Source organism: Streptomyces tanashiensis (assembly GCF_014648895.1).
Classification (GTDB): domain Bacteria; phylum Actinomycetota; class Actinomycetes; order Streptomycetales; family Streptomycetaceae; genus Streptomyces; species Streptomyces tanashiensis.
The window spans coordinates 91015-108498 of record NZ_BMRZ01000023.1; the positions used below are offsets into that span (position 1 = coordinate 91015).

At 71.4% G+C, this 17484-nt stretch carries 14 protein-coding genes, 2 pseudogenes and 1 riboswitch; of the genes and pseudogenes, 3 read left to right on the forward strand and 13 right to left on the reverse strand.

From position 1 onward, the window contains the following. Positions 1-11: 11 nt before the first annotated feature. Positions 12-1544, forward strand: a complete 1533-nt coding sequence (locus IE237_RS37745) for an amino acid permease (protein WP_189806721.1) — start codon at positions 12-14, stop codon at positions 1542-1544. 50 nt (positions 1545-1594) lie between these two features. On the opposite strand, the gene IE237_RS37750 is transcribed toward IE237_RS37745, so the two are convergent. Continuing rightward, positions 1595-2353 (reverse strand): GntR family transcriptional regulator, encoded by a 759-nt coding sequence (locus IE237_RS37750; RefSeq protein ID WP_189806722.1) that lies wholly within the window; start codon positions 2351-2353, stop codon positions 1595-1597. Positions 2354-2536: 183 nt separating this feature from the next. Here IE237_RS37750 and IE237_RS37755 point away from each other — a divergent pair, with 183 nt between their 5' ends. Beyond that, the gene (locus IE237_RS37755) at positions 2537-3877 is read left to right on the forward strand and encodes a DUF2252 domain-containing protein (protein ID WP_189806723.1); all 1341 of its coding nucleotides are present in this window, start codon (positions 2537-2539) and stop codon (positions 3875-3877) included. A gap of 36 nt (positions 3878-3913) precedes the next feature. On the opposite strand, the gene IE237_RS37760 is transcribed toward IE237_RS37755, so the two are convergent. From IE237_RS37760 to dhaK, 10 genes are all read right to left on the reverse strand, one after another. Then, entirely contained in the window at positions 3914-5341 is a 1428-nt protein-coding gene (locus IE237_RS37760) for an NAD(P)/FAD-dependent oxidoreductase (protein WP_189806724.1), read from the reverse strand. Between the two features lie 91 nt (positions 5342-5432). Further along, positions 5433-5975, reverse strand: coding sequence for a PadR family transcriptional regulator (locus tag IE237_RS37765; RefSeq protein ID WP_189806725.1), 543 nt, complete (start codon positions 5973-5975; stop codon positions 5433-5435). A gap of 46 nt (positions 5976-6021) precedes the next feature. Further along, entirely contained in the window at positions 6022-8037 is a 2016-nt protein-coding gene (locus IE237_RS37770; protein ID WP_189806726.1) for an NADPH-dependent 2,4-dienoyl-CoA reductase, read from the reverse strand. A 134-nt stretch (positions 8038-8171) separates the two neighbouring features. Continuing rightward, a complete protein-coding gene (locus IE237_RS37775; RefSeq protein ID WP_189806727.1) occupies positions 8172-9035 on the reverse strand; it encodes an ATP-binding cassette domain-containing protein in 864 nt (287 codons plus the stop codon). Then, the gene (cbiQ, locus tag IE237_RS37780; RefSeq protein ID WP_189806728.1) at positions 9032-9781 is read right to left on the reverse strand and encodes a cobalt ECF transporter T component CbiQ; all 750 of its coding nucleotides are present in this window, start codon (positions 9779-9781) and stop codon (positions 9032-9034) included. The genes IE237_RS37775 and cbiQ overlap by 4 nt, the downstream gene beginning before the upstream one ends. A 5-nt stretch (positions 9782-9786) precedes the next feature. Then, positions 9787-10179 carry an energy-coupling factor ABC transporter substrate-binding protein gene (locus tag IE237_RS37785; protein ID WP_189806729.1) on the reverse strand — a complete coding sequence of 131 codons (393 nt, stop codon included), beginning with the start codon at positions 10177-10179 and terminating at the stop codon, positions 9787-9789. Next, positions 10176-10874, reverse strand: a complete 699-nt coding sequence (locus IE237_RS37790) for an energy-coupling factor ABC transporter permease (RefSeq protein ID WP_189806730.1) — start codon at positions 10872-10874, stop codon at positions 10176-10178. Before IE237_RS37790 ends, IE237_RS37785 begins: the two co-directional genes overlap by 4 nt. 29 nt (positions 10875-10903) lie before the next feature. Further along, positions 10904-11109: riboswitch (cobalamin riboswitch) on the reverse strand. 78 nt (positions 11110-11187) lie between these two features. Beyond that, a complete protein-coding gene (locus IE237_RS37795; RefSeq protein ID WP_189806731.1) occupies positions 11188-11598 on the reverse strand; it encodes a PTS-dependent dihydroxyacetone kinase phosphotransferase subunit DhaM in 411 nt (136 codons plus the stop codon). Then, positions 11595-12215, reverse strand: coding sequence for a dihydroxyacetone kinase subunit DhaL (gene dhaL / locus IE237_RS37800; protein ID WP_189806732.1), 621 nt, complete (start codon positions 12213-12215; stop codon positions 11595-11597). The genes IE237_RS37795 and dhaL overlap by 4 nt, the downstream gene beginning before the upstream one ends. A gap of 26 nt (positions 12216-12241) precedes the next feature. Beyond that, the gene (dhaK, locus tag IE237_RS37805) at positions 12242-13234 is read right to left on the reverse strand and encodes a dihydroxyacetone kinase subunit DhaK (protein ID WP_189806733.1); all 993 of its coding nucleotides are present in this window, start codon (positions 13232-13234) and stop codon (positions 12242-12244) included. A gap of 319 nt (positions 13235-13553) precedes the next feature. On the opposite strand from dhaK, the pseudogene IE237_RS37810 reads away from it, so the two are divergent. After that, positions 13554-13715, forward strand: a pseudogene (locus tag IE237_RS37810) (S8 family serine peptidase); the annotation flags it as partial. Positions 13716-14021: 306 nt separating this feature from the next. Here IE237_RS37810 and IE237_RS37815 read toward each other — a convergent pair. Together IE237_RS37815 and IE237_RS41145 are read right to left on the reverse strand one after the other, a co-directional pair. Next, on the reverse strand, positions 14022-17117 hold the full coding sequence (locus IE237_RS37815; protein WP_189806734.1) for a glycosyl hydrolase family 95 catalytic domain-containing protein: 3096 nt from the start codon (positions 17115-17117) through the stop codon (positions 14022-14024). A gap of 148 nt (positions 17118-17265) precedes the next feature. Next, positions 17266-17484 (reverse strand): annotated as a pseudogene (locus IE237_RS41145) (hypothetical protein); the annotation flags it as partial.

The window sequence follows — 17484 nt, forward strand, 5'->3', positions numbered from 1 at the left end:
CGGAGGTCCCCATGTCCCGCACCGAATCCCCGATCGACGCGATACGCAAGCCACCGCCGTCCCAGGACGAGGAGGCGAGGCTGAGAGAGCTCGGCTACCAGCCCGTCCTCGCCCGCCGCATGGACGGCTTCGGCAACTTCGCGATCAGCTTCTCGGTCATCTCCGTCCTCTCCGGCTGCATGACCCTCTACGGCTTCGGCCTCGGCACCGGCGGTCCCTCCGTCATGCTGTGGGGCTGGGTCGGCGTCGGCCTCTTCGTCCTCTGCGTGGGCCTCGCCCTCGCCGAGGTCACCAGCGCCTACCCGACCTCCGGCGCCCTCTACTACATGGCCGACCGGCTCGGCGGGCGCCGCTGGGGCTGGTACACCGGCTGGCTGAACCTGCTCGGCCTGCTCGGCGCCATCGCCGGCATCGACTACGGCGCCGCCCTGTTCACCGGAGCCTTCCTCAACCTCCAGTGGGGCTTCGTGCCCACCCCGGAGTCCACCTTCCTCATCTTCCTCGCGATCCTGCTGCTGCACGCCGGGCTCAACCTCTTCGGCGTCCGCCTCGTCAGCGTCCTCAACTCGGTCAGCGTCTGGTGGCACCTGATCGGCGTCGCCGTCATCGTCGGCGCGCTCGCGTTCGTCCCCGACCGGCACCAGTCCGTCGAGTTCGTCTTCACCGAGTTCGTCAACGACACCGGCTGGGCCAACCCCTTCTACGTCGCCGCGATCGGCCTGCTCCTCGCCCAGTACACCTTCTCCGGCTACGACGCCTCGGCGCACCTCTCCGAGGAGACCTCCAACGCCTCCGTCACCGCCGCCAAGGGCATCGTCCGGGCCATCTGGGTCTCCTGGCTCGCCGGCTTCGCCCTCCTCGCCGGACTCACCTTCGCGATCCAGGACTACGCCGCCACGCAGAACAGCGCCACCGGCGTCCCGCCCGCCCAGATCTTCATCGACGCGCTCGGCTCCGGCGGCGCCGCCGCCCTGCTCCTCGTGGTGATCGTCGCCCAGCTCTTCTGCGGCAACGCCGAGGTGGCCGCCGCGAGCCGCATGGTCTTCGCCTTCAGCCGTGACAACGCCCTGCCCGGTTCGGCGCTCTGGCGCAAGGTCAGCGGCAGCACGCAGACGCCCGTCCCCGCCGTCTGGCTCTCGGTCGCCGTGGCCGCGCTGCTCGCCGTCCCCTCGCTCTACTCGGCCACCGCCTACGGCGCCGTCACCGCGATCAACGTCATCGGCATCACCCCCGCGTACGCCATCCCGATCTACCTGCGGCTGCGCGCCGGGAACCGCTTCGTCCCCGGCCCGTGGAGCCTCGGCAGGTGGAGCAAGCCGATCGGCTGGACCGCCGTCGTCTGGGTGGCGTTCGTGACCGTGCTCTTCTGCCTACCGCAGAAGTCGCCGGTGAACGTCGACACCATGAACTACGCCGCCATCGCGCTCGCCGTCGTGCTCGTCCTCGCCAGCGTCTGGTGGTACGTCGCCCGCCGCTCGTACGGCACGCCGACCGCGTACGGGAACGCCCGCGAGGAGGCGGAGATCGCCGAGGGCATCGTCTGACGCCCGCGCCCCGGCTCCTGTCCCCGTACCGGACAGGAGCCGGGGCGTCGTCAGGCGCTGAACTCGTAGGTCCAGGCGGCCGACTGGGCCGAGAAGTCGATGTCGGTGATCTCCAGGGCGTGCCCGTGCTGGTCGCTGACGACCCGGTGGACGAGCAGCCGGGCAGCACCGCCGGCCGTCGTGGTGGCCGGGCCTGGCGGGACGCCGACCGACTCGCGGTGGGTGATCCGCAGCCCCGCCTGGTGCATCCAGTGGTAGAGGAGCCGCAGGTCGGGCTGTTGACGGCAGTCCCTGCCCCGCCGGTACCGGGAGAGCTGGGGGATCTCGGCGAGGGCCGGCCGGGAGAACCACGACACCGCCCGCTGGAGCGCCGTCCCGTGCGGCCCCAGGACCGTGTGCCGGTGGACGAGCGTCGGTTCACCGGGGGTGAGCAGGAGCCGCGGTGCCAGGGGAGTGGGCGCGGGCTCCCAGGTGAGCGAGGCCCGCACCAGCGCCTCGGCCGCCCGAGGCCCGCCGGGGAACGTGGGCCGGCGGGCCGCGAGGGCCGGCGCGGCCGGCTCGGACTCCGCCTCGTCGGCGGCGGCGAAGGTGCCCCGCCGGTCGGTGACCACGAGCCCTTCGTCCCTGAGGAGTTGGAGCGCGCTGCGGACGGTCTGCCGGTTGACGTGGTAGCGCTGCGACAGCGAGCGTTCCGACGGGAGCCGGCTGCCGGGGGAGATGCGCCGCCGGGCGAGGTCCTCGCGCAGCGCGGCGGCGACCCGGAGATAGAGCGGCGCGTCCGCCACCGCCTCGGAATCGGGCTCGGCCATGATCAACCCTCTCTTTGCTCAGCGTGACAGCGTGGGTCGTGTGGGTGATCAATTCCTATCATTGGTCTAAACCATTTTGCTAGGCCGGTCCGGCAGAGTGGCCGAAACGAGCGTCACGCCGTGTAATGAGGTTCCAGGTGACGGGCCGAGAGCGGCTCGGCAGGAAGAGGCGGGTGAGGCCGGATGACGTCTCCGTCGGAGCGTGCCGCGCGGGGCAAGGCGGCCCGCAAACGTGTCCCCCGTGCCTCCCACGGCCGCTGGATACCCAGCTCGCAGCGACCCGACCCGCTCGGCGTCCTGGAGCGCGAGTCCCTGGACCGGCTGCCCGACCTCGTGCCGCTCCGGTACGCCCGGATGGCGGTGTCCCCCTTCGCCTTCCTGCGCGGCGCCGCCGGAGTCATGGCCGCGGACCTCGGCGCCCAGCGCCACACGGGGCTCACCGTCCAGCTCTGCGGCGACGCCCACCTGCTGAACTTCGGCGTCTACGCCTCACCCGAGCGGACGCTCCTCTTCGACGTGAACGACTTCGACGAGACGCTCCCCGGCCCCTTCGAGTGGGACGTGAAGAGACTCGCCGCCAGCGTCATGGTCGCCGCCCTCCAGAACGGCAGCACCAAGCCCAAGGCCCACCGCGCCGCGCTCGTCGCCGTCGAGGCGTACCGCAAGGCCATGCACGAGCTCGCCGGCCTCGGGGAGCTCGCCGTCTGGTACGAGCGGATCGCCGCCGACGACCTCGTCGCCCTCGTGCGCCGCGACGACCGCGCCCGCCTGGCCCACCGGCTCGACCGCGCCCGCCGGCGCACCAGCCTCCAGGCCCTCGCCAAGCTCACCGACACGGACAAGGCCGGCAACCGGCACATCGTCGACGACCCGCCGCTCCTCGAACGGGTCACGGACGTCGACCGGGTCACCCTCGGCAAGATCTTCAGCGACTACCGCAGCTCGCTGGCCGAGGAGCGCCGTGTCCTCCTCGACCGCTACCACTACGTCGACGCGGCCCGCAAGGTCGTCGGAGTCGGCAGCGTCGGCACCCGCTGCTTCATCCTCCTCCTCGAAGGACGGGACGGCGGCGACCCGCTCATCCTCCAGATCAAGGAGGCCGGCCGCTCCGTCCTGGAGCAGTACCTGCCGCCGAGCGCCTACCCCCACCAGGGGCGCCGCGTCGTCTGCGGCCAGCGGCTGACGCAGGCCGCCAGCGACATCTTCCTCGGCTGGATGACCGGACCCGAGCAGCGCCACTTCTACTGGCGCCAGATGCGCGACATGAAGGGCTCCGCCGAGGTGGAGACCATGTCCCCGGCCCTGCTGAGGGAGTACGCGCGGCTCTGCGGCCGCGCCCTGGCCCGGGCCCACGCCCGCTCCGGCGACCGGATCGCCATCGCCGCCTACCTCGGCAGCTCGGACGTCTTCGACCGCGCCGTCGCCGACTTCGCGCTCACCTACGCCGGCCAGAACGCCGACGACTACGCGGCCCTCGGCGCGGCCATCGCCGCCGGCATGGTGACGGCGGCCCCGGGCGCCTGAACGCGACACCCGGGAGCCGCCCTCACCCGTTCGGCCCTAGGGCCTGTCCGACCCTGATCCGCCGGACAGGCCCTGTGCGCCGCGGTGGAGCGGCGGCTCGGCCGGCGTCTCCGCCACGGGCCCGAACAGCACCGCCTTGGCCACCGCCGGGGAGAACAGGACCGACAGCGGGGCGGTCAGGGTGAGCGCCGCGCGGAACGGAGCCCCCACGGCGGGGTCGCCCGGCGCCCTCTCCGTGACCCGGCCCAGGTACCAGCCGACCGCCTTGTCCATCGGCCCCGGCCGCACCGCGTCACCGGTGGCGCCGGGCATCTTCTTGTCGGCGCCCGCCGAGATGTCCCAGGCCTGCTTGGAGGCGTCGAACAGCGCCCGCTGCACCAGACGGGTGGTCGGGGTGCGCTTCGGGTCGGCCAGCGCCCGGCGCAGCGCGACCGCGCTGAGCGCGGCGACGGCCATGCCCTGCCCGTAGATGGGGTTGAAGGCGCAGAGCGCGTCGCCGGTGGCGAGGAAGCCGGCCGGGCGGCGGCCCGGACGGTCGTACCTGCGCCGGATGTTGGCGGTCTTCCGGAAGCCGTACACCGGGGACTCCGGTTCGGCCCGGGACAGCCAGTCGCTGACCACCGGGTGCGGCAGCCGCTTCGCGTACTCCTCGAACGCGCCCTCCTCGGTCGGCGGCTCGTCACCGCGCAGCCCGGACAGGGTGACCAGGTGCCGCCCGTCGCCGAGGGGCAGCACCACACCGCCGTACACCTGCTCGGGGTTGGGCACGATGTAGTAGCCGCGCGCGTCGCTGTGCGGGTCCTCCTCCGGGGCCCGGTAGACCCGGGTGGCATAGGCGAGACCCGTGTCGAGGGTCTCCTCGTGCGGGGCCTCCGCCCCGATCCCCGCGAGCCAGTCGGCGGCCTTCGTGGACCTCCCGGAGGCGTCCACGACGAGATCGGCGTCCAGGACGCGCGTCTCCTTCTCGCCGCCCGCGCCGCGCTCCCGCAGGCGGACGCCCCGGACGCGCGAGGAGTCGCCGGTCAGGCCCACCGTCTCGTGGCCCTCGACCAGTTCGATGCGCGGGTCGGCGAGGACCCTCTGCCGCACCAGCCACTCCAGCTGGGGGCGCGGTCCGGTGTAGAAGTGCGCGGTCGCGGAGTTGCGGATGTACCACTTGCCGTTCTGCCACTGGACCATGTCCTCCGGGACGCCCACCTTGGGCGCGCCCAGCTCCCCGAGCTCCTTCATGAAGCCGGGGAGCAGCTCGTCGAGCGCCTGCTGCCCGCCCGCGATGAGGACGTGGAGGTGCCGGCCCTGCGGGACCCCCGGCCGTGCGACGGGCCCCTCCGGGTAGCGGTCGCGCTCGACGACCGTCACCTTCTCGGCGTGCTCGGCGAGTACCCGAGCGGCAAGCAGTCCAGCGAGACTTCCCCCGATGACCACCGCGTGACGTGTCGCGCGGTGCCCCAAGTCGTCGGCCATACCCGCCCTTTCGTTTCGTGGAACTACAACTGACCAGTATCCACGCCGGTGCGGGCCCCGTCGCGTGCCCCAGCCCCGGGCGGCCGGGCCTTCAGTGCTCCGCCGGACCCAGCTCGGCCAGCGCGCCGGTCAGCCACTCCACCCAGAACCGCTCCAGGTCCACGCCGCCCCGCAGGACGAGGTGGCGCAGCCGGTCCGGTTCGGTGCGGCGGCGCTCCGCCGGGAAGTCCCGGGCCTCGATGGCGAGGTACTTCTCCAGCTGCTGCCGGTGCAGCACGAGATGGCGCTCCAGCTCGGCCCGCAGCCCCGCCGACCCGACCATGGCGGCGGCCCGCATCCGCAGCAGCAGGGAGGAACGGAGCGGCTTCGGGTCCTCGGTCCTGCCGACCCAGTCGCCGAGCTCCGCCCGGCCGGCGGGCAGCACCTCGTACTCCTTCTTCTGTCCCCGCGCGGGCACCGGAGCGGGCAGGGCGCGGATGTGCCCCGCCTGCTCCAGCTTCCCGAGCTCGCGGTAGATCTGCTGGTGCGTGGCCGACCAGAAGTAGCCGATCGACTTGTCGAAGCGGCGCGTCAGTTCGAGGCCGGAGGACGGCTTTTCGAGCAGCGCGGTGAGGATCGCGTGCGGGAGGGACATGCTCGCATCCTAGGTTCGGCCGGCCACGGTGATCACGGTGCCGCCGTCACAGGGCGGCGGCGAGCCGGGTGCCCTGGTCGATGGCCCGCTTCGCGTCCAGTTCGGCGGCGACGTCCGCGCCGCCGATGAGGTGCGCGGAGCGGCCGGCCGCCACCAGCTGCTCGTACAGGTCGCGGCGCGGCTCCTGGCCCGCGCAGAGCACCACCGTGTCGACGGGCAGGAGCTGCGGCTCCCCGTCGATCGTGACGTGCAGGCCCGCGTCGTCGATCCGCTCGTACGAGACGCCGGCCACCATGGTGACGCCCCGGTGCTTGAGCTCGGTGCGGTGGATCCAGCCGGTCGTCTTGCCCAGGCCGGCGCCGACCTTGGTGCTCTTGCGCTGGAGCAGGTGGACCTGGCGCGGCGGCGCGTTCCGCTCGGGCGCGCGCAGTCCGCCGCGGTTCTCGTACGAGGTGTCGACGCCCCACTGGCGGAAGTACGTCTCGGGGTCCTGGCTCGCGCCCTCGCCGCCGTCGGTGAGGAACTCGGCGACGTCGAAGCCGATGCCGCCCGCGCCGATGATCGCGACCCGGTCCCCGACCGGTGCGCCGTCCCGGAGCACGTCGAGGTAGCTGAGGACGCTCGGGTGGTCCTCGCCCGCGATCCCGGGGGTGCGGGGGGTGACACCGGTCGCGACGACGACCTCGTCGTAGCCCTCCAGGTCGGCGGCGGACACGTACGTGTTCAGGCGGACGTCGATGCCGTGCTCGGCGAGCTGGACGCGGAAGTAGCGCAGCGTCTCGTCGAACTCCTCCTTGCCCGGCACCCGCTTGGCGATGTTCAGCTGGCCGCCGATCTCGGCGGCGCCGTCGAAGAGGGTGACGGAGTGGCCGCGCTCGGCCGCGGACACCGCGCAGGAGAGTCCGGCCGGGCCCGCGCCGACGACCGCGACGCGCTTGGCGAGGCGGGTGGGGGAGAGGACCAGCTCGGTCTCGTGGCAGGCGCGCGGGTTGACCAGGCAGGAGGTGATCTTCAGGTTGAAGGTGTGGTCGAGGCAGGCCTGGTTGCAGCCGATGCAGGTGTTGATGGTGTCCGCGCGGCCGGCCGTCGCCTTGGCGACGAAGGCGGGGTCGGCGAGGAACGGGCGGGCCAGCGAGACCAGGTCGGCGCGGCCGTCGGCGAGGATCTCCTCGGCGACCTCGGGGGTGTTGATGCGGTTGGAGGTGACGAGCGGTACGGAGACCGCGCCCATCAGCTTCTTCGTCACCCAGGTGTAGGCGCCGCGCGGCACGGAGGTGGCGATGGTGGGGATGCGCGCCTCGTGCCAGCCGATGCCGGTGTTGATGATGGTCGCCCCGGCGGCCTCGATCTCCTTGGCGAGCTGGACGACCTCCTCCAGGGTGGAGCCGCCGGGGACGAGGTCCAGCATGGAGAGGCGGTAGACGAGGATGAAGTCCTCGCCGACGCGCTCGCGGATCCGGCGGACGATCTCCAGCGGGAAGCGGACCCGGTTCTCGTACGAGCCGCCCCAGCGGTCGGTGCGCTGGTTGGTGGCGGCGGCGATGAACTCATTGATGAGGTAGCCCTCGGAGCCCATGACCTCGACGCCGTCGTAGCCGGCCTCCTTGGCCAGTACGGCGCAGCGCGCGTAGTCCTCGACGGTCTGCTCGACCTCGGCGTCGGTCAGCTCGTTCGGCACGAAGGGGCTGATGGGCGCCTTGAGCGGGCTGGGGCCGACAAGGGCGGGGTGGTAGGCGTAGCGGCCGAAGTGCAGGATCTGCATCGCGATCCGGCCGCCCTCGGCGTGCACGGCGTCGGTGATCAGCCGGTGCTCGGCGACCTCCTCGGCCGTGGTCAGCTTGGCGCCGCCGTCCCAGGGGCGGCCGGCCTCGTTGGGCGCGATGCCGCCGGTGACGATGAGGCCGACGCCGCCGCGGGCGCGCTCGGCGTAGAAGGCGGCCATGCGCTCGAAACCGTGCTCGGTCTCCTCCAGGCCGACGTGCATCGAGCCCATGATCACCCGGTTGGGCAGGGTGGTGAACCCGAGGTCGAGCGGGCTCAGCAGGTGCGGGTACGGGGTCATGGGAGCGTCTCCTCGCGCAGGGGTCGTCGACCTCAGTTCTAGGCGACCCCGCGCACCTTCTGCAACTAGTTGCAGAAGAATCGGGGAGTGATGTGTACTACTCGGTAACAAGTCCTCCGCGCGACGCGGGACGCTCAGGACGGGCGGCCGGGCCCCGCCACCTCCGCGGTCACCCACGCGTCCAGGTCCTCCGGCGTCCGGGGCTCCGCCGCGTCCGCGCCCAGCAGACCGTGAGCGCGCAGCAGGCGCGCCACCGACGTCCCCCACGGCCGGCGCAGGCGCGCCGCGGTCAGCAGGGCGTCGTCCGCGAGGAGCTCGCCGACCGGGCCGGTGCGCAGACCGGCGGGGGAGAGCACCGCCGCCTCGTCGGCCCACCGCAGCGCCAGATCCACGTCGTGCGTCGCCATCACCACCGTCGTCCCCGCCTCCCGGAGCCGCTCCAGGGCCTCCAGCAGCCGCTCCTGCCCGTGCGGGTCCAGCCCGGCCGTCGGCTCGTCCATGATCAGCACCCGGGGACGCATCGCCACGGCGCCCGCGATCGCGGCCCGCTTCCGCTGCCCGTACGACAGCAGATGCGTCGGCCGGTCCTCCAGGGCCACGATGTCCAGCGCCTCCAGGGCCTCCCGCACCCGGAGCCGTACCTCCTCGTCCGGGAGCCCCAGGTTCATAGGGCCGAACGACACGTCCTGCCCGACCGACGCCGCGAACAGCTGGTCGTCCGGATCCTGCACGACCAGCTGCACCGTGGTCCGCAGCCGGGTCAGCCCCTTCCGGTCGTACGCCACCTCCGCCCCGTCCAGGAGCAGCGACCCGCTCCCGCACCGCAACCCCCCGCTGAGCAGCCGCAGCAGCGTCGTCTTGCCGCTGCCGTTGCGGCCGAGGAGGGCGATGGCCCGCCCCTCCGGCACCGCGAAGTCCACGTCCGACAGGACCGCGGGCCCGTCCTCGTAGGCGAAACCCGCCTTCACCAGCTCCACGACGGGGGTCGGAGACGTCACGGAAGGAACCTTTCCAGTACGAGGGTGAGGACGACGAGCCCCGCGAGGAGCACGCCCGTCGCCGTGAGGAACCGCCGGGAGACCGCGCAGGCGGGCACCAGCACCCGCAGCGTCCCGTCGTAACCGCGCCCCGCGAGCCCCGACTGCAGACGCTGCGCCCGGTCGAAGGCCCGGACGAACGTCGTCGCGCCGAGCCCGGCGAGCGAACGCCAGGTCGCGGCCCGGGTGGTGTGCCCGAGCCGGGCCGCCTGCGCCTGTCGGATCTTCGTCATCGAGTCCAGCAGGAGGAAGATGATCCGGTACATCACGAGCGCCACGTCCACCACCGGCGCCGGCACACCCGCCCGCACGAGCCGGGGCAGCACATCGGACACCGGCGTCGTGAAGGCGAAGAGCAGCACCCCGAGCGAGGCCGAGGCGGTCCGCAGCAGCAGCTCGCCCGCGTGCGCGGGGCCGCCGGGCGCCAGGGCCACGAGTCCGCGCGCACCGCCCACCTCGAAGAGCAGCGGAACCGCTCCCGTGACACAGAAGCCGAGCGGGATGCGGAACGCCCGCCACAGCTGACGGCCCGGCACACCGGCCGGGCCGAGCAGCACCGCGAGCGTGGCCGCCGCCACGAGCACCGCGCCCGGCCACGGCGGCAGGCCCACCGCACAGAGGGTCAGTCCGAAGCCGAGGAACGCCTTCTCGGCGGGGTGACGGCGGCGCCAGCGACTGCTGTGCGCCGCCGCGTCGATCGGCAGCATCGGCGCTACGCGTCCGGCCGGTCGAGCGGGGACTGACCGGTGCCGGACGCCTCGGCGGCCTCCGCCGCACCCTTCGGCCCCGCCGCCTCGGCCTCGGCCCGGGCCGCACCCTGGCGGCGGCCGCGCCGCAGGCCGAAGTAGTACGCCAGGACACCGGCGCCCAGGGCCGCCTGAAGGGCGAAGAGCGCCGACTCGATCTCACCGGACGGCGGCTCGTACAGCGGGCTGAACCACGGCTTGTAGTCCGGCTGGAGCTCCGTGATCGCGGTCTCCGCCTCCGCGTCCGCCCCGGTGAACGGCTCCTCCTTGTGGTCGCCGAGGCCCAGCGCGAGCGGCAGGACCGCGAGCGCCGCGACGACGAGCAGCAGCAGGGTGTTGATCTTCGCGTTCCGGCTCATCGCGCCGCCGCCTCCTCGTGTCGCTCCGTCCGCTCCCGCCCGAGGACCCCGAGCCGGGTCAGCTCGCCCTTGCTGGACTGGGTCAGCAGCCGCATCACGAGCACCGTGAGCAGGCCCTCGCTCACCGCCAGCGGAATCTGCGTCACGGCGAAGATCCCGCCGAACTTGGCCAGCGCCCCGGGCACACCGCTTCCGGGGTCGGGGAAGGCCAGGGCCAGCTGCACGCTGGTGACGCAGTACGTGGACAGGTCGGCGACGAACGCGCCGAAGAAGACGGCCACCATCAGCGGCGCACCGAACCGCCGCAGCAGCAGGTACGTCCCGTACCCCGCCCAGGGCCCGACGATCGCCATCGAGAAGGCGTTCGCGCCGAGCGTGGTCAGCCCGCCGTGCGCGAGCAGCAGGGCCTGGAAGAGCAGGGTGATCGTCCCCAGGACCGCCATGATCGGCGGCCGGAACAGGATCGCGCCCAGACCCGTACCGGTCGGATGGGAACAACTGCCGGTCACCGACGGCAGCTTGAGGGCCGACAGGACGAAGGTGAAGGCACCGGAGGCGCCGAGCAACAGGGTGGATTCGGGGTTCGACCGCACCTCGCGGGTCAGCGCGCGCACCCCGTGGGCGACGAACGGCGCCGCCGCGACGCCCCAGGCGGCGGCGTGCACAGGGGGCAGATACCCCTCGGCTATATGCATGGTTGGGAGACCCTCTCCAGCACCTCGTGGATGGACAACGCACCCTGGCCGGTCTCCTGGCTGACGGTCATACGGCCCGACTCCGCCTTCCCACACCACCGCGGTCTCCCGCGACGGTCCAGTGGCTTCCCCGAGGTGTTCCCCCCAGGGGTGGAGCCGGACCTCCCGATCACAGTGGCGAGGGCCGCACCGGTACTGCACCGGTTTCCCGTACACCAAGGCCCTGCGACATTAATGTGTTGACCTGCTGGATCACAACACGGCCACCACCCCGCGCGGCCCCTCGGTCACTCCACGCACACGGCGCGGACGCTCACTCCTTGCGGTAGGCGTACGCCTCCGAGGCCGCGGCCGCCACCGCGTCGAGGTCCCCGCCGGCGCTCGCCGTCACCAGCGCGGCGACCGCGCCCTCGACGAACGGCGCGTCCACCAGACGGGAACCCTCGGGCAGTTCGTCGCCCTCGGCGAGCAGCGCCTTCACGGTGAGGACCGCACTGCCCAGATCGACCAGGAGCGCCACCCCGGCACCCCGGTCGACGGCCTTCGCCGCCTCGCAGATCAGCTCGGAACTCGTCCCGAGCCCGCCGTCCGGCGTTCCGCCCGCGGGCAGCACCGGCGCCAGATCACCGCCGCCGCACGCGAGGCCGCGGGCCAGATCGGCCGCCGCCGTCGCGAGCGCCGCGCTGTGCGACACGAGCACGATGCCGACAGGGGGCCGGCTCATGCCGCCCCCTCGGCCACCGCCGTGTCGGCGAGCGCCGCGAACAGCAGCGCCGACGACGTCGCCCCCGGATCCTGGTGCCCGATCGACCGCTCCCCGAGATAACTGGCCCTGCCTTTGCGCGCCTGGAGGGGTACGGTCGCGAGGGCGCCCTCCTCCGCGGCGGCGCGGGCCGCCCCGTACGAGCTCCGCAGCCCTTCCACGGCCGGGACGAGCGCGTCCAGCATCGTCTTGTCTCCCACCTGCGCCCCGCCCAGCTGCGCGACGGCGGCCACACCGGCACCGAGCGCCTCGGCCAGCCGCTCCCGGGTGACCTCCCCGTCCTCGCCCAGGGCCTTCCCGGCGCGGCGCAGCAGCGTCCCGTACAGGGGTCCCGAAGCGCCGCCGACCGTGGAGATGAGCTGCCGTCCGGCGGCCGTGAGCACGGCCCCGGGGCTCGCCGGCGGCTCCTTGGCCAGGGTCTCCGTCACGGCGGCGAAACCCCGCCTCAGATTCGCTCCGTGGTCGGCGTCGCCGATCGCCGAGTCCAGCTCGGTGAGCCGGTCCGCCTCCCGGTCGACGTCCTCGGCCACCGCGGCCAGCCAGCGCACCAGGAACCCGGCGCCGATGGTCTCCGTCATGTCGCTCCCCATGGTCATCCCCCGTCTCACCGGCCCCAGCGCAGCGCGGGCGTCTGCACCGGAGCGTCCCACAGGCGCAGCAGCTCCTCGTCGACCTCGCACAGGGTCACCGAGCACCCCGCCATGTCGAGGGAGGTCACGTAGTTCCCGACCAGTGTGCGGGCCACCGGCACCTGCCGTTCGGCGAGCACCCGCTGCACCTCCGCGTTGAATCCGTACAGCTCGAGGAGCGGGGTCGCGCCCATCCCGTTCACCAGGGCGATGACCGGCCCCGACGGGCGCAGGTCCTCCACGACGGCGTCGACGGCGAAGTCCGCGATCTCCCGCGAGGTCATCATGGCCCGCCGCTCCCGGCCCGGCTCGCCGTGGATGCCGATCCCCAACTCCAGCTCTCCTTCGGGGAGATCGAAGGTCGGACTGCCCTTGGCGGGGGTCGTGCAGGCGCTCAGGGCCACCCCGAAGGACCGGGACCGCTCGTTGACCCGCCGGGCGATCGACTCCACCCGCTCCAGCGGGGCGCCCTCCTCGGCGGCGGCGCCCGCGATCTTCTCCACGAACAGCGTGCCCCCGGTGCCGCGCCGGCCCGCCGTGTACAGACTGTCCGTCACCGCCACGTCGTCGTCGACGAGAACCTTGGCGACCTGGATGCCCTCGTCCTCGGCGAGCTCCGCGGCCATCTCGAAGTTCAGCACGTCACCGGTGTAGTTCTTGACGACGAAGAGCACCCCGGCACCGCTGTCGACCGCGGCGGCGGCCCGCACCATCTGGTCCGGCACGGGCGACGTGAACACCTCGCCGGGGCACGCGGCCGCCAGCATCCCGGGCCCGACGAAGCCCCCGTGCAGCGGCTCGTGCCCGGACCCGCCGCCGGACACCAGGGCGACCTTCCCCGCCACGGGCGCGTCCCGCCGCACCACGACCCGCCGCTCCACGTCCACGGTCAGCTCCGGATGCGCCGCGGCCATCCCCCGCAGAGCGTCGGCGACGACGGTCTCCGGGACGTTGATCAGCATCCTCACGGATACCTCCTAGTGAGATTAGCAGGTAGGTCGCTGAGCAGGGTTTTCGCAGGTCGGACCAGGCGTAATGAGTTGTTGATCTTGGCGGTTCGTGGTGCCTGGGGGCGGCTGTGTGCGGTGCTGATGCTGACTTAGTGCTGACCTTCCTGATGGGCAGTCAGTTGCGAGCGATCAGGGCAGGCGTTGCGAATGCGCATCACGGCGCAATTATCGACGCAATGTGGCGAGCGCGCAGTAGTGCGTCGCCCGCTGTGCACCCGGCTTCAATCGAAGCTGGGGTCCCTTCGACAACAACAGCTCCAGTGCTGACCACCGCTCATCCGTGAGACCTCCCCACGGCTTCGACGCAGTGGACGGCGACCGGAGCGCCGACGACGGCAACGGGCACGGTACTCACGTCGCCGGGACCATCGCGGGCACCTCCCACGGGGTGGCCGAGAAGGCCAAGGTCGTCGCGGTCCGTGTGCTCGACGACAACGGGTGGCGGTCGATCGGACACGAATGAAGATCCTGCTTTCAATGTCGTGATTCCTGTTCAACGCGATGTGGCGCGGCGCGGGCTCCCGTCGAACGCGCGGTCGGTCACTGGGAGCGGTACCCGTTCGCGGGGGCGCGCCGTGGCTCCAGCGGCTGTCGACGAGCTGCCGGATCGAGGAGTCGACCTGATCGCCGCAGGAGATCCGGCAAACGGTCGCCTCCCCTCTGCAGGGCCGCAGACACGCCTAGTGGCCCGTGACCCACCTGGGTGGTGGAACACGGGCCACACGGTCTTCGCATCACATATCGGTCAGAGCACCCACTTCTGGTTGGCGCTCACCCCACAGGTGTAGAGCTGGAGCTTTGTCCCGGCTGCCGTACCGAGACCCTTGAGGTCGAGGCACTTGCCGCCGATGCCGGAGATAGTGCCGTTGGTATTCAGCGTCCACTTCTGGTTGGCACCGCCGGTGCAGGTGTACAGGATCACGGCCGTGCCGTCGGCCGACTGGCCTCCGCTGGCGTCCACGCACAGGCCGCTGTTGCCGGTGATGGTGCCGTTGGATCCGTTGAGCGTGAACCGTTGCGCAGCGCTTCTGTTGCAGTCGCCGATTTGGAGCTGAGTACCTGAGGTGGTCCCCTCCAGGCAGCGGTTCGAGACGGGGTTGACCAGTGGCGTCGCCCACTTCTGGTTGGCGCTGGTTCCGCAGGTGTAGAGCTGGACCGTCGTCCCGGCCGCCGTGCCCTGCCCCTTGAGGTCGAGGCACTTGCCGCCGATGCCGGAGATGGTGCCGTTGGCGTTGAGCGTCCACTTCTTGTTCGCACCGGTGTCACACGTGGTGATCTGTACGATCGTGCCGTCCGCCGACGAGCCGGACTTGGTGTCCAGGCACTTGCCGTCCTTGCCGATGACCTGCTGCGTGGTGCTGTTGTAGCGCCAGTCCTGCGAGACCGTGTCGGTGCAGTCGGCCAGGACCACGGGCGTCCCGTTGGTGCTGATGCCGCCGGACATGTCCAGGCAGCGGCCCGACACCGGGTTGCGCACCGGACCCGATCCGGCCGTGGGCGCCGTGGTGGTGGTCAGCGAGCCGGACGCCTTGTAGGAGTGGCCGGCGGTCGCGGTGAAGGTGACCTTGTCGCCGCTGCGGGTACCCGTCACGGCCGTGCCGGTGGTGGTGTCGGTCAGCGTGTAGGTGTTCTTGAAGATCCCGCTGCGCAGGGTCAGCGAACCGGAGGACGCCGGCTTGGCGGTGAACTGGGCGCCGCCGTCCGCGGTCCACGACGCGTCGACCGTGACGTTGCCGCGCGCCTTCAGACCGGTGACCGAGCCCGTCGCCCAGGCCGAGGGCTTGGCGGGCAGGACGTGCACGTCGCCGTCCTGGCTCTGCAGCAGCATCTCCGTCATACCGGAGGTGGCGCCGAAGTTGCCGTCGATCTGGAACGGCGGGTGGGTGTCGAACAGGTTCGCCAGGGTGGAACCCTTGAGCTGCTCGGCGAGCACCTTCTGGGCGTGGTCGCCGTCCAGCAGACGCGCCCAGAAGTTGATCTTCCAGGCCTTGCTCCAGCCGGTGCCGTCGTCACCGCGGGCGGTGAGGGAGACCTTGGCGGCGTCACCCATCGGCGTTCCCGCCTTGATCTGGTGGCCGGGGTGCAGACCGTACAGGTGCGAAACGTGCCGGTGGGTGTCGGTCTTGCTGTCCAGGTCCGCCTTCCACTCCTGCAGCTGACCCCACGAGCCGACCCGGGTGCCCGGGTCGAGGTCTGCCAGCGCGTCCTGGATCTGCGTGCGCAGCGTCGAGTCGACACCGAGGGCGGTCGAGGCGGCGATGGTGTCGGTGAACAGGCCCCAGACCGTCTGCTGCGCCATGCCGTCGCCCGCGGTGAAGTAGCCGTGCTCGGGCGAGTAGGACGGGCTCACGACGAGCTTGTTGTCGCGTGGGTCGGTGTGGAGGTTGGCCAACCAGAACTCGGCCGCACTCTTCATGATCGGGTACGCCCGGTCCCGCAGGTAGGTGGTGTCCTTGCTGTAGGAGTACAGGTCGTAGAGCTGAGAGGCGAGCCACGCGTTGGCCTCGGGGAACCAGAACGCCGACGCGTAGTTGTGGACCCCGGTGTACCCGTACACGTTGGTCATGTTGTGCACGGTCCAGCCCTCGGTGCCGAACAGCTTCTCGGCGCTGACCTTGCCGGGCGCCTGGAGTGCCTCGATGAAGGCGGTGAGCGGCTCGGTGGTCTCGGCGAGGTTGGTCTGTGCGGCGAGCCAGTAGTTCATCTGCAGGTTGATGTTGGTGTGGTAGTCCGCGGCCCACGGCGGGCTCGTCGAGTTGTTCCACACCCCCTGCAGGTTGGCCGGCAGCGACCCCGCCCGGGAGGAGGAGATCAGCAGGTAGCGGCCGTACTGGTAGAACAGCGCTTCCAGCGCCCGGTCGTCGGCCGAAGTACCGCCGGTGTAGGCCGCGCGCAGGTCGTCGGTGGCCTTGTTCGGCATCACCTGGCCGATGTTGAGCTTGACCCGGTCGAACAGCGCCTTGTAGTCGTTGGTGTGGTTGGTCTTCAGCGTGCTGTAGGACTTGGCCGCCGCATCGTCCACCCTGTCCGTGACCCCGTCGTGTGGATCGGTGCCCCGGTACGTCGGGTACACGTCGGAGTAGTCCGTGCCCGCGGCGAGCACGAAGACCACGCTGTCCGCGCCGGAGACGGTCAGCTTCCCGTTGGCCGCGGTCATGGTTCCACCGGTATTGATCACCCGGACCTGCGCCTCGAACTTCAGCTTGTTGTCGGCGAGGGTGCCCGCGATGGTCAGGCGATCCCCCGACGCGGTGGTGGTGTAATCGGTGCGCGGGGAGGAGTAGCCCAGGGAGAAGGACACCTTGCCGTTCTCGCTGGCACCCAGCCGGCCGACGATGACCTTGTCCGGGTAGCTGGCGAAGTACTCCCGGTTGTAGGTCACCCCGTTGTCGGTGTAGTTGACCTGGCTGGTCGCATCTCCGATGTTCAGCTGACGACGGTAGCCCGTGTACGTCGTGTCCTGCCCGGTCATGGTGAGATTGAGGTCACCGAACGTCTGGTAGGCACCGAAGGCGGTCTTGGTCTGGCCCAGCTTGCTCGCGACCCAGGTGTCCGTGGCCTGGCCCTTGGCATCGATCTCGTCGATGACCTCCTGCAGCGCGGTGGGCCGCGGCGAGGTCCAGTCTCCGTGGTTGTAGCCGGTCGCACCCGGGCCGCCGGTCCACAGGGTCTTCTCGTTGAACTGCAGCTTCTCCGTCTGCACGCCACCGAAGGCCATGGCGCCCATCGCCCCGTTGCCGATCGGGAGAGCCTGACTCTCCCAAGAGGTGGCCGGCTCGTCGTACCAGAGCGTGTTCGAATCGGCTTCGGCGGCCGTCGCGACCGATGTGATGGCCGGCACCGTGGCGAACCCTCCTGTCACCAGTGCGGCTACGGCCAGCGTGCCTGTGAGTCTGGACCAACCTGATCTCATTGCTTCCTCCTGGGCCACAATGATTGGAGCTCTGCCTGACGATGAACAACTCGCGGCCGCGTGAAGCGGAATGTTGTCAGTCAATTCGGGTGTCACGCAAGACATAGGTCGGATGTTTATCTGCGGGGTGCTCCTGTGACCGGCGCGAAACAGGCCCGTGCTCGGTCACGACGGTGGCACGGAAGACTGTGCCCGTACCGGTGAGGTGGTTCGTCTCGCCGGCCGGTACGAAGACGGACGTGCCGGGGGAGAGGGCCACTCCGGCCGTCACGGGCCGACCTGCGATGGCGAGCAG

Coding starts and splice junctions, on each gene's coding strand:
- IE237_RS37770 (WP_189806726.1), bottom strand. CDS start 8,037: ATGACCCCGTACCCGCACCTGCTGAGCCCGCTCGACCTCGGGTTCACC.
- dhaL (WP_189806732.1), bottom strand. CDS start 12,215: ATGACGGAGACCATCGGCGCCGGGTTCCTGGTGCGCTGGCTGGCCGCG.
- IE237_RS37785 (WP_189806729.1), bottom strand. CDS start 10,179: ATGAGCCGGAACGCGAAGATCAACACCCTGCTGCTGCTCGTCGTCGCG.
- IE237_RS37765 (WP_189806725.1), bottom strand. CDS start 5,975: ATGTCCCTCCCGCACGCGATCCTCACCGCGCTGCTCGAAAAGCCGTCC.
- IE237_RS37750 (WP_189806722.1), bottom strand. CDS start 2,353: ATGGCCGAGCCCGATTCCGAGGCGGTGGCGGACGCGCCGCTCTATCTC.
- IE237_RS37795 (WP_189806731.1), bottom strand. CDS start 11,598: ATGAGCCGGCCCCCTGTCGGCATCGTGCTCGTGTCGCACAGCGCGGCG.
- IE237_RS37745 (WP_189806721.1), top strand. CDS start 12: ATGTCCCGCACCGAATCCCCGATCGACGCGATACGCAAGCCACCGCCG.
- IE237_RS37760 (WP_189806724.1), bottom strand. CDS start 5,341: ATGGCCGACGACTTGGGGCACCGCGCGACACGTCACGCGGTGGTCATC.
- IE237_RS37790 (WP_189806730.1), bottom strand. CDS start 10,874: ATGCATATAGCCGAGGGGTATCTGCCCCCTGTGCACGCCGCCGCCTGG.
- IE237_RS37755 (WP_189806723.1), top strand. CDS start 2,537: ATGACGTCTCCGTCGGAGCGTGCCGCGCGGGGCAAGGCGGCCCGCAAA.
- cbiQ (WP_189806728.1), bottom strand. CDS start 9,781: ATGCTGCCGATCGACGCGGCGGCGCACAGCAGTCGCTGGCGCCGCCGT.